Source organism: Streptomyces puniciscabiei (genome assembly GCF_006715785.1).
In the GTDB taxonomy this organism is placed as follows: domain Bacteria; phylum Actinomycetota; class Actinomycetes; order Streptomycetales; family Streptomycetaceae; genus Streptomyces; species Streptomyces puniciscabiei.
This window is the reverse complement of sequence record NZ_VFNX01000001.1, coordinates 3,993,186-4,007,500: the sequence shown is the minus strand read 5'-3', so window position 1 is coordinate 4,007,500 and position 14,315 is coordinate 3,993,186. Positions and strand designations below refer to the sequence as shown.

The 14,315-nt window shown below is 70.7% G+C and carries 11 protein-coding genes and 1 rRNA gene (1 of these 12 only partly in view); 3 read left to right on the top strand and 9 right to left on the bottom strand.

Annotated features, from left to right (window positions below; genetic code table 11):
• Together FB563_RS18555 and FB563_RS18545 are read right to left on the bottom strand one after the other, a co-directional pair.
• Positions 1–30, bottom strand: a 16S ribosomal RNA gene (locus tag FB563_RS18555) (it extends 1,495 nt beyond the left edge of the window).
• Positions 31–591: 561 nt separating this feature from the next.
• Positions 592–1,599 carry a stage II sporulation protein M gene (locus tag FB563_RS18545; protein WP_055709578.1) on the bottom strand — a complete coding sequence of 336 codons (1,008 nt, stop codon included), beginning with the start codon at positions 1,597–1,599 and terminating at the stop codon, positions 592–594.
• A 144-nt stretch (positions 1,600–1,743) separates the two neighbouring features.
• On the opposite strand from FB563_RS18545, the gene FB563_RS18540 reads away from it, so the two are divergent.
• Complete coding sequence (locus tag FB563_RS18540) at positions 1,744–2,724, top strand: RDD family protein (protein WP_055709579.1); 981 nt, start codon at positions 1,744–1,746, stop codon at positions 2,722–2,724.
• A gap of 92 nt (positions 2,725–2,816) precedes the next feature.
• Here FB563_RS18540 and FB563_RS18535 read toward each other — a convergent pair whose 3' ends face one another.
• Together FB563_RS18535 and ahcY are read right to left on the bottom strand one after the other, a co-directional pair.
• Positions 2,817–3,431, bottom strand: coding sequence for a hypothetical protein (locus FB563_RS18535; RefSeq protein WP_055709580.1), 615 nt, complete (start codon positions 3,429–3,431; stop codon positions 2,817–2,819).
• 209 nt (positions 3,432–3,640) lie between these two features.
• Positions 3,641–5,098, bottom strand: coding sequence for an adenosylhomocysteinase (gene ahcY, locus FB563_RS18530; protein ID WP_055709581.1), 1,458 nt, complete (start codon positions 5,096–5,098; stop codon positions 3,641–3,643).
• Between the two features lie 467 nt (positions 5,099–5,565).
• On the opposite strand from ahcY, the gene FB563_RS18525 reads away from it, so the two are divergent.
• Positions 5,566–7,917, top strand: a complete 2,352-nt coding sequence (locus tag FB563_RS18525; RefSeq protein WP_142218797.1) for a fructose-specific PTS transporter subunit EIIC — start codon at positions 5,566–5,568, stop codon at positions 7,915–7,917.
• A gap of 423 nt (positions 7,918–8,340) precedes the next feature.
• Complete coding sequence (gene lepB / locus FB563_RS18515) at positions 8,341–9,030, top strand: signal peptidase I (protein WP_341874424.1); 690 nt, start codon at positions 8,341–8,343, stop codon at positions 9,028–9,030.
• 6 nt (positions 9,031–9,036) lie between these two features.
• Here the strand turns inward: lepB and FB563_RS18510 are convergent, their stop codons facing one another.
• From FB563_RS18510 to FB563_RS18490, 5 genes are all read right to left on the bottom strand, one after another.
• Positions 9,037–10,017 carry a cation diffusion facilitator family transporter gene (locus FB563_RS18510; protein WP_055707517.1) on the bottom strand — a complete coding sequence of 327 codons (981 nt, stop codon included), beginning with the start codon at positions 10,015–10,017 and terminating at the stop codon, positions 9,037–9,039.
• A 142-nt stretch (positions 10,018–10,159) separates the two neighbouring features.
• A complete protein-coding gene (gene manA / locus FB563_RS18505) occupies positions 10,160–11,311 on the bottom strand; it encodes a mannose-6-phosphate isomerase, class I (RefSeq protein WP_055707516.1) in 1,152 nt (383 codons plus the stop codon).
• Positions 11,312–11,407: 96 nt separating this feature from the next.
• Positions 11,408–12,535, bottom strand: a complete 1,128-nt coding sequence (locus FB563_RS18500) for an SIS domain-containing protein (RefSeq protein ID WP_055707515.1) — start codon at positions 12,533–12,535, stop codon at positions 11,408–11,410.
• Positions 12,536–12,596: 61 nt separating this feature from the next.
• Positions 12,597–12,767 (bottom strand): Trm112 family protein, encoded by a 171-nt coding sequence (locus FB563_RS18495; protein ID WP_007382472.1) that lies wholly within the window; start codon positions 12,765–12,767, stop codon positions 12,597–12,599.
• Between the two features lie 131 nt (positions 12,768–12,898).
• A complete protein-coding gene (locus tag FB563_RS18490) occupies positions 12,899–14,263 on the bottom strand; it encodes a phosphomannomutase/phosphoglucomutase (RefSeq protein WP_055707514.1) in 1,365 nt (454 codons plus the stop codon).
• Positions 14,264–14,315: the final 52 nt, after the last annotated feature.

The following is a 14,315-nucleotide window of genomic DNA, read 5'->3' as shown; positions in this document are numbered from 1 at the left end:
GTCCTGAGCCAGGATCAAACTCTCCGTGAATGTTTCCCGGTAATCCGGTTGACACCACGAGAGCGGAACAGTCGGGCGGAATAGGCCCGACCGTTCACAGCGTCCTCGCTGTGTTATTTCAAAGGAACCTCGACCATCGGAATGTTCCGACGGACGGGGTATCAACATATCTGGCGTTGACTTTTGGCACGCTGTTGAGTTCTCAAGGAACGGTCGCTTCCTTCGTACTCACCCTCTCGGGCTTTCCTCCGGGCGCTTCCCTTCGGTGTTTCCGACTCTATCAGATCTTTTCTCGATCCGATTTCCTCGGCGCTTTCCAGGCTCCGTGTTTTCTCGCGGTTTCCTTTCCGGCGGTTCCGACTTTATCAGAAGTTCTTGGCCGGTCCGACCGGCCGCCCATTTCCGATTAATCGGGAAGTGCTTCTCGGAGATGTCGTTTCCGACCTCTCGGGAAGCTCGTAGACTCTAACCTTCGCCCAGGAGCTTGTCTATCTCCGGGCAACTGTTTAAATCTACCTCCCCACGCCATCCGTGTCAACGGCTCTTGCGGGGCGAAGAGGAGACTAGCAGCTCACAGGGCTGGAACGCACATCAGGCGGCTGTGGGCACCGAGGCGCTGCGGTCCGTCGCTTCTAGATCGCCGGTCTCACCTGCGCGTACCGCTCGGCCACCCAGGACGTAGACGTACGCCAGGAATGCCAGCTCGGCCAGGACGCCCGTTCCGGTGCGGGCCCAGGTGGGCAGGCCCGACGGGGTGACAAAGCCTTCGATGGCTCCGGAGACGAAGAGGACCAGAGCGAGTCCGATCGCCATGCCGACGGCCGCGCGTCCTTCTTCGGCAAGAGCAGTGCGCCGGCTGCGAGGGCCGGGGTCTATGAGTGTCCAGCCCAGGCGCAGTCCCGTACCGGCGGCGACGAAGACGGCGGTCAGCTCGAGCAGGCCGTGTGGCAGCACCAGTCCCAGGAATGTGTCGAGTCGGCCGGCGGAGGACATCAGGCCGAAGCCGACGCCCAGGTTGAGCATGTTCTCGAAGAGGATCAGGAGGACGGGCAGGCCCAGGAAGACGCCCAGGACCAGGCACATCGCTGCTGCCTGGGCGTTGTTCGTCCACACCTGGGCGGCGAAGGCCGCCGCGGGATGGCTGGAGTAGTACGTCTCGTACTCGCCGCCGGGGCGGGTCAGGTCACGCAGCTGGCTGGGTGCCGCGATCGATGCCTGCACCTCCGGATGGGTGCCGATCCACCAGCCCAGGAGAATCGCGATGGCCGTGGAGATCAGGGCCGTGGGTACCCACCAGTGGCGAGCCCGGTAGACGGCAGCCGGGAAGCCCTGGCCCAGGAAACGCGTGACATCGCGCCATGAAGCGCGGCGGGTGCCGGTGACGGCGCTACGCGCGCGTGCCACGAGTTGGCTGAGCCGCCCTGTCAGCTGCGGGTCCGGCGCGCTGGACTGGATGAGGGACAGATGGGTGGCGGTGCGCTGGTAGAGGGCGACGAGTTCGTCGGCCTCGGCGCCGTTGAGGCGGCGCCGACGGCGGAGCAGGGCGTCGAGGCGATCCCATTCGGCTCGGTGTACGGAGACGAAGACGTCCAGGTCCATCGGGTCTGCCTGCTCCTCGGCTGGTTCGCTGACTGCTCGTCGTGAATGCTCTCGATCGCGGTCAGATAGTCGCACTGGGGCGCGATGTGCGCACAGCTTGGCAGACTTGCGGTTCCGGGGGCAGATCAGGGAAGGACGGCGGGCGTGAGTGAGCTGGTGACGGGCGAGGCGGTGGCGCTCGAACTGCGACCGGCGAGGCTGCCGAGCAGGGCGCTGGCCGTGTTGCTCGATCTCGTGGTGGTCATGGCCGCGTACGTCGTCGTCACCATCGCGGTGGTGGTGGCGACGGCCTCGCTGGACGAGGCCGCGCAGGTGGCGCTGTCGATCGCGACGTTTCTGCTGGTGCTGGTCGGCGGGCCGATCGCGGTGGAGACGCTCAGCCATGGGCGCTCGCTGGGAAAGCTGGCCTTCGGGCTGCGCGTGGTGCGCGACGACGGTGGGCCGATCCGGTTCCGGCACGCGCTCGTGCGAGGTGCGATCGGTGTGGTCGAGATCCTGCTGACGTTCGGCGTGGTCGCCTGTATCGCCTCGCTGGTGTCGGCGCGGGGCCGGCGGCTCGGTGACGTGTTCGCGGGCACCCTGGTTGTACGTGAGCGAATACCCGCAGGTCGGGTCGGCTTTGTTCCACCGCCGCCGCCATGGCTGGCGGGACGGTTCGCCGAGCTGGATCTGTCGGCGGTGCCGGACGGGCTGTGGCTTGCGGTTCGGCAGTACCTGACCCGGATGGGGCAGCTCGATCCCCAGGTGGCGGCGGGGATGGCCCAGCAGCTCGCGGCCGACCTCGCGGCGCGGACGGCTGCCTCGGTGCCGCAGGACCTTCCGGCGGCCGCCTTCCTGGCAGCCGTGGTGCACGAGCGGCAGTCCCGTGAGGCCCGGCAGGCTTTCGGCGCTGCCGGTCTCCCCCCGCACGTGGCCGCATCCGGCGCACCGGCCGGTCATCAGCCGCCCGCGTCGGCCCAGCCGCCCGCGTCGGCCCAGCCGCCCGCTCCCCCTCAGCCATCCGACTCTGTCCAGCCGCAGGCTGCCGCTCGGCTGCCGCAGGCTCCGTCTGCGCCGTCGGCCGTATCTGGGCGGGACGAGCCGTCTGCCGACCGCCCGGCCACGGGTTTCGCACCGCCGGCGTAGAACGAGTCCGCGCGATTCTCTTCCGGCGTCCTCACCGTCCGACTCTGTTTCGGCGTCTCGGGCGGTTCCGGCGGTTTCTCCGGTCTCGGCGCTCAGACGAACGTCGACGGCGGTGACTGGAGGTCCTCCAGCTCCATTCCGGGTGCGGCCAGGACGACGTCCCCGGCGATGTGCACGGTGTGCCGCTCACCGGTGTCCAGGGCTGTGACCTGGTATTCGTCCACGGTCAGAGGGCCGTTGTCAGTGGCGTGTGCTTCGCTGTTCACCAGAGCCCAGGACTGGTCCACGGTGCGGGGGGCGAGGACCGGATCCGTGAAGGCGACCAGGCGTACGCGGGTGGCATCTGATGAGGGGGTGAGGCGAAGGAGACGGGCGGTGGCGATGAGGAACGCGGGGGAGGTGCCGGTGAAGGCGTGGGCGCGCACATTGCCTTCGGTGGCATGGGTTCCGGTGGGGTCGGTACGGACCCAGGTGACGCCGTCCAGGGCGGCACCGCGTACCTGCCACTCCCCCAGATGGAGTTCGAGGCGGATGGGGCGGCCGAGGTCGTCCAGAGCGAGGTCGACCGAGCCGCGGTGGTCGCCGGCGGGGCTGGTCAGCCGCGAGACATAACGCCAGCCGGACGGGCCGGGGGCGCACTGGAAGTGTTCTTCGCCGAGGGGGGTGTGATCATGCGGATCGTGGAGCGAATAACGGCCGCGGGGCATGGGGGTCCTGGTCGTGACGGGCCGGCGGTTCAGCCGGGCTGAAGGTCCGGCCGGAGAGCCGGCGGTGCCGGCCGGACGGGGCCACCGGACGGAGCCAAGGGGACAGGCCCCCGGCACGGGGGTGCGGGGGCCTGCCTCGGAGCTGCTGCCGGGGAGCGTGGCGGTGCACCGGTGTGCTCCCCGGCGGGCGGGAGTGCGGAATCGCCGGGTCAGTAGCGGTAGTGGTCCGGCTTGTACGGGCCGTCGACCTCCACACCGATGTACGCCGCCTGCTCCGGGCGCAGCGTGGTCAGCTTGACGCCGAGCGCGTCCAGGTGGAGACGGGCGACCTTCTCGTCGAGGTGCTTGGGCAGCACGTACACGCCGATCGGGTACTCGTCGGGCTTGGTGAACAGCTCGATCTGGGCCAGCGTCTGGTCCGCGAAGGAGTTGGACATCACGAACGACGGGTGACCGGTGGCGTTGCCCAGGTTCAGCAGTCGGCCCTCGGACAGCACGATGATCTTCTTGCCGTCCGGGAAGGTCCAGGTGTGGACCTGCGGCTTGACCTCGTCCTTGACGATCCCCGGCACCTGGGCGAGGCCGGCCATGTCGATCTCGTTGTCGAAGTGGCCGATGTTGCCGACGATCGCCTGGTGCTTCATCTTCGCCATGTCCGAGGCAAGGATGATGTCCTTGTTGCCGGTGGTGGTGATGAAGATGTCGGCGGTCTCGACGACCTCGTCCAGGGTGGTCACCTGGTAGCCGTCCATCGCCGCCTGCAGCGCGCAGATCGGGTCGATCTCCGTGACGATCACCCGGGCACCCTGGCCGCGCAGGGACTCGGCGCACCCCTTGCCCACGTCGCCGTAGCCGCAGACCACGGCGGTCTTGCCGCCGATCAGCGTGTCCGTGGCTCGGTTGATGCCGTCGACGAGGGAATGGCGGCAGCCGTACTTGTTGTCGAACTTGGACTTGGTGACGGCGTCATTGACGTTGATCGCCGGGAAGAGGAGGACGCCGTCGCGCTGCATCTCGTACAGGCGGTGGACGCCAGTGGTGGTCTCCTCGGTGACGCCACGGATCTCCGAGGCCAGCTGGGTCCACTTCTGGGGGTTCTCACCCAGGGTGCGGTGGAGCAGCTGGAGGATGACGCGGTGCTCGTCGGACTCGGCGGTCTCCAGGGCGGGGACCTCACCGGCCTTCTCGTACTCGACGCCCTTGTGGACGAGGAGGGTGGCGTCGCCGCCGTCGTCGAGGATCATGTTCGGGCCGCCGGTGGGGCTGTCCGGCCAGGTCAGCGCCTGCTCGGTGCACCACCAGTACTCCTCCAGGGTCTCGCCCTTCCAGGCGAAGACGGGGATGCCCTGCGGGTTGTCGGGAGTGCCGTTCGGACCGACGGCGACAGCGGCGGCCGCGTGGTCCTGGGTGGAGAAGATGTTGCAGGAAGCCCAGCGGACGCGGGCGCCGAGGGCGACCAGGGTCTCGATGAGCACGGCGGTCTGCACGGTCATGTGCAGGGAGCCGGTGACTCGGGCGCCGGCGAGAGGCTGGGCCTCGGCGTACTCCTTGCGGATCGCCATCAGTCCGGGCATCTCGTGCTCGGCGAGGGAGATCTCCTTGCGGCCGAACTCGGCCAGCGAGAGGTCGGCGACCTTGAAGTCCTGTCGGTTGTCGACAGTGGTCATTGCGAGCTGCTCCTCGGTGTCGGGTCGAGGTGGGTACGGCTGGTCTGCGCGGCGGCGGACACAGGGGTGCCCGAGAAGAGGACACAGGCATGCCCACGTACGCGCAGCGCAGTCCGTCGGAGGCCCTCTCTCCCTCGGTCGGTCCGCGTCGGACCGCCCGACCGCCATCAGCAGCGACGTCTGGCTCCGTCCCAAGCTACACCGGACGGGCCCGTCGGCCCCAGTCCGCCTCCGCGCCGTTCCAGCCGCCCGTGAGGCGGTTTCGAGGGACGGCGCGGGGGCAGGAACCGCGCCGACAGGGGTGCGGAAGCCGCGGAACGGGAGCCCACAGACCGTGATGAACGGGGATTTTCGCATCTTTGCACCGGGGACGCCTGGTGCAGGATGCAGGGGGATCGGGGCGGTTCCGGTCCTGGTCGCGAGGTGTCCGGACGGTGCCTCGTGCGAGAAGGTGTGAGGAGACAGACGTGAGCAGTCCGGCCGGCTCTCCCTCGACGGGTGGCCACGAAGACGAGCGGCGGCAGGTCAAGCTACTGGCGGTGACCGCCTGCCCGACCGGCATCGCGCACACGTACATGGCGGCGGAGAAGCTCGCGCAGGCCGCCGCGAGCCGTGGCATCGACATGAAGGTGGAGACCCAGGGATCCATCGGGGCCGAGAACGTCCTCGATGACAACGATGTCAGAGACGCGGACGGGATCATCGTCGCCGCCGACAAGGACGTCGACCTGAGCCGTTTCGCCGGCAAGCGGGTACTGACGGTCGGGGTCGCCGAGGGCATCCACCATCCAGAGCAGCTGATCGAGCGGGTGCGGTCGGCGCCCGTGCACGCGCCCGGCGGGGCCGGGGAGGGTTCGGCGGCGGTGGTCTCCGGTGGCGGCCGGGAGCGGGGGCCGGTGTACAAGGCGCTGATGAACGGCGTGTCGTACATGATCCCGTTCGTGGTCGTGGGCGGTCTGCTGATCGCGGTGTCGCTCGCGCTCGGGGGCCATGCCACGGCCAAGGGCTATGTGATCCCGGACGGCACCTTCTGGGCGCATGTCAACGCGATCGGCGGGATCGGGTTCCAGCTGATGATCCCGATCCTGTCCGGCTACATCGCCTACGCGATCGCCGATCGGCCCGCGCTGGTGCCGGGCATGATCGGCGGCTGGATCGCCAACACGGGTGCGCTGTACGACTCCAAGGCGGGCGCGGGATTCATCGGGGCGATCGTGACCGGGTTCCTCGCCGGGTACCTGGTGCTGGGGATCAAGAAGGTGCGTGTGCCGAGGTTCGTGCAGCCGATCATGCCGATCATCGTGATCCCGATCGTCGCCACGACCGTGCTCGGGCTGTCCTTCATCTACGTCATCGGCAAGCCGATCTCCTGGGTGTTCGAGCATCTGACGAGCTGGCTCGGCGGGATGACGGGGACGAGCGCGATTCTGCTCGGCGCGATTCTCGGGCTGATGATCGCGTTCGACATGGGCGGGCCGGTGAACAAGACGGCGTTCCTGTTCGGGGCCGGGCTCATCGCCAGCGGCAACCAGACGGTGATGGGCATGTGCGCGGCCGCGATCCCGGTGATGCCGCTCGGCCAGGGGCTGGCCACGTTGATCCGGCGGCGGCTGTACAGCGAGCAGGAGCGGGAGACGGGGCTCGCGGCGCTGTTCATGGGTTGTTTCGGTATCTCGGAAGGTGCGATTCCGTTCGCGGCGGCGCGGCCTGCGCAGGTGATTCCGGCGAACATGCTGGGCGGGGCGGTGGCCGGTGCGGTGGCCGGGCTGGCCGGGGTGAAGGACGCGGTGCCGCATGGAGGGCCGGTCGTGGCGGTGCTGGGGGCGGTGAGCGGGGTGCCGATGTTCTTTGTCGCCGTGGTGATCGGGTCGGTGGTGACTGCGTTGGCGACCGTGGCGTTGGTTGATGTGAGTGGGCTTCGGGGGCGTGCGGGAGCGGTTGGTGCGGCCTCGGGGATGGGTTCGGAGGCGACTTCGGGTGCGGGTTCCGGGGTGGTGGGGATGGGGTTCCGGCCCGCACCACCCGTGCGGCAATCGTCCTCGGGTGCGGGTGGCGCCGGTGCGGGGGCTTCAGCGTCGGAGGGCGCGTCGACAGGCGGCGCCGGTGAGGGGCCTTCTGCGTCGGGGGATGTGCCGGTGGGTGCGGGGCGCGCCGGGGAAGGGGCTGCCGCGTCGGATGTGTCGGCGGGGGTGCTCGTGCCCGGGCAGGCTGGGGCGGGAGCCTCGGTGGCCGGTGCTGATGCCGTGGTTTCGGGGAGCTCGGTCCGGGTGGGAACCGTCGAGGATTCCGAGGGTGCCGGGCAGCCGGAAGGGGCACGGGACGCCGGGCGGGCTGCAGACACCGCGGCTGCGGACCATGGGCCCGCGGTGTTGTCCGGCCATCTCGATGCGCGGACCGTGAAGTCGGCGCTCCAAGCCGTGGAGAAGGAGGCCGCCGTCCGGGAGATGGCGGAGTTGCTCGCGGGGAGCGGACGCGTCACCGATGTGGACGAGCTGGTGGCGACGGCGCTGCGGCGCGAGGAGCAGGGAACGACCGGGCTGGGTGAGGAGATCGCGGTCCCGCACGCCAAGACTGACGCGGTGACCGCGCCGGTCGTCGGCTTCGCCCGGTCCGCCGAGGGGGTCGAGTGGGGTTCGCTGGACGGTACGAAGGCCCGGCTGGTCTTCATGATCGCCGTACCGGAGGCGGCCGCGGGTGACGAGCATCTGCGGATCCTCGCGCTGCTCTCCCGCAAGCTGATGGATCCCGGTTTCCGGGAGCGGCTGCTGGCGGCGCCGGACGAGGGCGCGATGCTCGACGTGCTCGGTGAGGTCGGGTGAGTTGAGGAGACGGAACCGAGGGAGCTGAGAAAGCCGGGGGATGCGGGAAGGGCGTGCGGTCCCTGGTGCCCTGAGTTCCAGGGATCTGCAGACCCACGGCAGAACCGGCCTGCGTAAGCCCGCCCATGCCGCCCACGCGTGCACCCGAACCGGCACCCACACCGGAACCACGCAACCGGATCATGCGCCCGCACCACACCCGCATCGAACCGGCCCCCGCGTCGCGCACCGATACGCACACCGCGCCCCCCGACACACACCGCACCGCGCGCCCACACCCCGAACCAGACCCACGCCCGCGCACCGCACCCACACCCCGAACCGGCACCCACACCCCACGTCAGAGACCCCGCCGCACAGCGTGTTCGAAGAGTGGCGCTATTGTCCGCGCGCCGGATGAGGTGCTCGGGAAGGCGGGACGTGGTGGGTAGCAGGCGGGGGCGGGGGCTCGGGGTGGCGGCGCTTGTGGTGGGGGTGCTGGGGGTGGTGCCGGCGGTCGGCGGATTTGTGTATGTGCGGGACGCCTACGGGGTCTCCACCGTGGGGGGCAGCAGCATGACGCCGACGTACGGGCAGGGTGACCGGGTCGTCTGGGAGCGTGTCGGCGGGAGCGAGGTGCGGCGCGGGGACGTCGTGGTGTTCACGCCGCCGGAGTCGTACGGGGTCGACGGGCCTCTGATGAAGCGGGTCATCGGCGTGGGCGGGGATCGTGTGCGGTGCTGCACGCTCGTGGGTTCGCGGGAGCGGGTGACCGTGAACGGGAAGCCGATCGAGGAGCCGTACGTGTACGGCGGGGACGCCGACGGGGCGCACAGGCCCTATGACGTGACGGTGCCCAAGGGGCGGCTGTTCCTCCTGGGCGACTACCGCGCGAACTCCAACGACTCGCGGTTCCACCCGGACGAGCAGGGCGGGACGGTCGCCGGGAACGCGGTGCTGGGCCGGGTGACGGATGACCGCGCAGTGCCTGCTCTGCTGGTGGCGGCCATGCTCCTCGGGCTGGTGCTGCTGCTCACCGGCGTCGGCCTGGGCATCGGTTTCCTCGCCGTACGGCGGCGGAGGGCACCGCAGTTCCCGCAGATGCCCTGGCCGGTGCAGCCTCCCCGGGGCTGAGGTGTCTCAGTGGCCGACGGCGTGCGGGTTCGGGCCGCCCGGGGTGGCCTCCGGGTCCGGGCCCTTGGCCGCCTCGGCCTCACTGTAGATGTCCGGTTCCAGGTAGATGACGCGGGCGATGGGGACGGCGGCGCGGATGCGGGCCTCGGCGGCGTTGATGGCGTGGGCGATCTCGGCGGCCGTGTCGTCGTGCTGGACGGCGATCTTGGCGGCGATCAGCAGTTCCTCGGGGCCGAGGTGGAGCGTGCGCATGTGGATGACGCCGGTGACGGTGTCGCCGTCGACCGTCGCCTCCTCGATCTTCTTGATCACGTCCGGGCCGGCCGCCTCGCCCAGCAGCAGCGACTTGGTCTCGGCGGCCAGGACCAGGGCGATGCAGACGAGCAGGACACCGATGCAGACCGTGCCGACGCCGTCCCAGACGCCGTTGCCGGTGAGGACGGCCAGGCCGACGCCGAGCAGGGCCAGGACGAGGCCGATCAGTGCGCCGAAGTCCTCCAGCAGGACGACGGGCAGCTCGGGGGCCTTCGCGCGGCGGATGAACTGCGCCCAGCTCAGTCTGCCGCGCAGCTCGTTGGACTCCTTGATGGCCGTGCGGAAGGAGAAGCCCTCGGCGATGACCGCGAAGACCAGGACGCCCACCGGCCAGTACCAGTCCTTCAGTTCGTGCGGGTGGCTGATCTTATCGAAGCCCTCGTAGATGGCGAACATGCCGCCGATCGAGAACAGCACGATCGAGACCAGGAAGGCGTAGATGAAGCGCTCGCGGCCGTAGCCGAAGGGGTGCTGCGGCGTCGCCTGGCGCTCGGCCTTCTTGCCGCCGATGAGCAGCAGGAACTGGTTGCCGGAGTCGGCGAGCGAGTGGACGCCCTCGGCGAGCATCGAGGAGGAGCCGCTGAACGCGAACGCCACGAACTTCGACGCCGCGATCGCGAGGTTGGCGCCGAGTGCCGCCACAATCGCCCTGGTACCGCCTGACGCGCTCATGTGTCCGCGTTGTCCCTTCGCCTCTGTAGCCCTCGGGGCTTTGCCCGGCCTTTGCCGGTAGGCCATTCTTGCAGCCCGGCCGGGCAGCACCGCGTCAGGTATCCACAACCTCGGTCATACGATCACACCGCCGGATATCCCGTCACACGATCACCGTGGCACGGAAGACCGTGCCCGCGCCCGAGATCTCCGCCGTCTCGCCGGCGGGGACGAAGACCGACCGGCCCGGGCTCAGCTCGTGCTCGCCGGCGCGGACCGAGCCGGCCGTGCAGAGCAGGATCTGCGGGGTGTCGAGGGTGAGGTCGCGGGCGGCGGCGCCCTCGGGGAGGACGTACCGGGAGAGGCGGAACTCGTCGATCGGCGTCTCGTAGACCTCCTCGCCGGCCGGGGAGGCCTCGGGGCGCAGCACGCCCGGGTCGCCCGCCTCGAAGCGGACGACGCGCAGGAGTTCGGGGACGTCGACGTGCTTCGGGGTCAGTCCGCAGCGCAGCACGTTGTCGGAGTTGGCCATGATCTCGACGCCGAGACCGCTGATGTACGCGTGCGGGATGCCGGCGCCGAGGAACAGTGCCTCGCCGGGCTGCAGGCGCACGTGGTTGAGCAGCATGGCCGCGATGACGCCGGGGTCGCCCGGGTAGTGCTGGGCGAGGTCGGCGTAGGGGGCGTACTCACCGCCGAGGCGGGCGCAGGCGGCGCTCGCCTCGGCGACGGTCTGCGCCATCTCCGCCGGGTCGGCGGTCAGGATCGCGGTGAGCACCTCGCGCAGGGCCGCGTCCTCGGGCCGGGCGTGCAGCAGGTCGACGTACGGCTTGAGGGAGGCGACGCCGAGTGCGTCGAGCAGGTCGGCGGCCCGGACCGGGTCGCGGAAGCCGCACAGGCCTTCGAACTCGGTGAGCGCGCAGATCAGTTCGGGCTTGTGGTTGGCGTCCTTGTAGTTGCGGTGCGGAGCGTCGATCGGGATGCCGCGGCGCTCCTCGTCGGCGTACCCCTCCTTCGCCTGCTCCAGGTTGGGGTGCACCTGGAGGGAGAGGGGCGCGCCGGCGGCGAGGATCTTGAGGAGGAACGGCAGGCGCGGGCCGAACTTCGCCACGGCCGCCTTGCCCAGCTCGCGCTCCGGGTCGGCGTCGATGACGTCGACGAGCGTCCCGCGCGCGGTGCGCGAGGGCGCTCCGGGGTGCGCGCCCATCCACATCTCCGCCTGCGGTTCACCGGTCGGCTCGACGCCGAGGAGGTGCGGGATGGCGGTGGGGGAACCCCAGGCGTAGGGGCGGATGGTGTTGTCGAGGCGGTCCATGTGTCTTCTCTGTCTCCGTACGTACGGCTGCCGAGCCGACGCCGGCGCCGGTTGCCGTGCTGATGGTGGGCGCGGGTGTTCCGGCCCGTAGCCAGATCAGGCCCTCGAAGCGAGCGCCAGGTAAACAGCGGCGAAATCCGTGACGGCGATCAGTTCCGCGAGCGTCTCCAGTTCGCCGCCTTCCTCCGGTTCGAGTTCGCTGATCGGCGTGTCGTGGCTGAGGGCCAGGTCACGGGCGGCGGGGGCGGCGGTGAGGCCGCCGATCGGGCGGTCGCGGAGCAGCACCACGCGCGCGTGCAGCGCGGGGGGCTCCTCGACGCGGTCCCGGAAGAAGTCGTCGGGGTCGGCGCTGGCGGCCAGCGGGCCGGCCAGCAGGGCGCTGTGCGCGGAGAGCGCCTCGGGGAGCTCGGCGACGAGCGCGGGGCGGCCGGCGAGTTCGGCGAGGGCGGCGGCGAACCGACGGCCGGCGGGGCCCGCCGAGGACCCTTCCGTCCACAGCACGGGCAGCGCGTCGGCGAGTTCGGCGGCGAGGGTCTTGGCCGGGTTGCTGTAGGTCGCGATGGCGGGGCCGCAGCGCTCGGCGATGTGGTCCAGGCGGTCGGCGACCTTCTCCAGGGCGTCCGGCGGGGCGCTGATCAGTCCGACCCGGTCCAGCAGCGCCAGCAGCGGGGTGAGCAGCGCCCAGAAGACGCCGGGGGCGGACGCGGCGAGCGGTTCCTCCTGGTCGTACGGCGCCGTCGCCATCGGTACGAACAGGCCGTGGGCGCCGGCGACCGCCTCCGCGAGCGGGGTGCGGGCCGGGGCCACGGCGACGACGGAGACGCCGCGGCGGTAGGCCTGGTCGGTGAGGAGGGACAGGCTCGGTTCGGTGCCGTCCGGGGTGGCGATCAGCAGCAGGTCCACGGAGCCCGCCCAGCCGGGGAGCTCCCAGCGCAGGGCGCCGGCGGCCGGGGCCACGCCGGTCGGGGCCAGGCGGACCACGGGGCTGCCGACGCCGGCCAGGGTGCCGAGGAGGTCGGCGGTGTGGGTGGCGGCGGCACCGGGGCCGGCGATGAGGACGGCGCGGGGGCGGCCGTCGGGCTTGAGCTCGCCGACGCCGGCCTCGCCGGCGTGCCGGGCGGCGGTGCGGACGCGGGCGCCCGCCTCGGCGGCGCCGCGCAGCAGGCCTCGGCGGTCGGCCTCGGCGAGGCCCTCCGGGGTGTCGAGCAGCGATTCGTCCAGCATGGGCGGGTTGCCTCCGATCGCCGGGGTCCTGTGCGGGGTGTCTACGACGTGACAGGCGTCGTCACGCGGGGCGGCGGGCCTCGTCCACGAGGAGGACCGGGATGCCGTCGCGGACCGGGTAGGCGAGGCCGCAGTCCTGGCCCGTGCAGATCAGCTCGGTGTCCTGCTCCTTGAGGGGGGCGTGGCAGGCCGGGCAGGCGAGGATCTCCAGGAGGCCGGCTTCGAGCGGCATGGGGTGTCCCTTCGAGGGCGGATGCATGTCTGTGGATGTGCCTGGTCAGCGTACCGCTGGAGCACGCGCTGAGCCGGGCTGCCGGTGCCGTCCAGGGGGCTCCCGCCCCCTGGACGCCGTTGCCCGGCCGGTCAGCCCCGGATGATCGCCAGGGCCTCGTCCCTGATCTTGGCCATCGTGGCCTCGTCCTTCGCCTCGGCGTTCAGGCGGAGGAGCGGCTCCGTGTTGGAGGGGCGGACGTTGAACCACCAGTCGGCGGCGGCGACCGTGAGGCCGTCGAGGTCGTCCAGGGTGACGTCGGCGCGGTTCTCGTACGCCGAGCGGATCGCGGCGAGGCGGGCGGACTGGTCGGCGACGGTGGAGTTGATCTCGCCGGAGCCGGTGTAGCGGTCGTACTGGGCGACGAGGCCGGACAGCGGGCCCTCCTGGCCGCCGAGGGCGGCGAGGACGTGCAGGGCGGCCAGCATGCCCGTGTCGGCGTTCCAGAAGTCCTTGAAGTAGTAGTGCGCGGAGTGCTCGCCGCCGAAGATGGCGCCGGTGCGGGCCATCTCGGCCTTGATGAAGGAGTGGCCGACGCGGGTGCGGACCGGGGAGCCGCCGTTCTCCTTCACCACCTCGGGGACGGTACGGGACGTGATCAGGTTGTGGATGATCGTGCCCGTGCCGCCGTTGCGGGCGAGTTCGCGGGCGGCGACCAGGGCGGTGATCGCGGACGGGGAGACCGGGTCGCCGTTCTCGTCCACGACGAAGCAGCGGTCGGCGTCGCCGTCGAAGGCGATGCCGAGGTCGGCGCCCTCCTCCGGGACCCGCTTCTGCAGGTCCACGAGATTGGCCGGGTCGAGCGGGTTGGCCTCGTGGTTCGGGAAGGTGCCGTCCAGTTCGAAGTACATCGGGACGAGGGTCAGGGGCAGGCCGGCGAAGACCGAGGGGACCGTGTGGCCGCCCATGCCGTTGCCGGCGTCGACCACGACCTTGAGCGGGCGGATGGAGGTCAGGTCGACCAGGGAGCGCAGGTGCGCCGCGTAGTCGTCCAACGTCTCACGGGTGGTCAGGGTTCCCGGCTCGGCCACCGGCTCCGGCGCGCCCGACTCCAGCCACCGCTCCACGAGTTCGCGGATCTGCGCGAGACCGGTGTCCTGACCGACCGGGGCGGCGCCCGCGCGGCACAGCTTGATGCCGTTGTACTGGGCCGGGTTGTGGGAGGCGGTGAACATGGCGCCCGGCAGGTTCAGCGCGCCCGAGGCGTAGTACAGCTGGTCGGTGGAGCAGAGGCCGATCTCGGTGACGTCCACACCGCGGTCCGCCGCGCCGCGTGCGAAGGCGCGGGTGAGACCGGGGGATGAGGGCCGCATGTCGTGGCCGACGACGATGGCCGCCGCACCCGTCACCTCCGCGAAGGCGGCGCCGAAGAGCCCGGCCAGCGACTCGTCCCACTGGTCCGGAACCACTCCTCGTACGTCGTACGCCTTCACGATCTGCGACAGATCAGCAGTCACGGCCAACCCTCCTGAAAGTCCTATGGCTGCCCACAAACTACCTGTCGGGGGT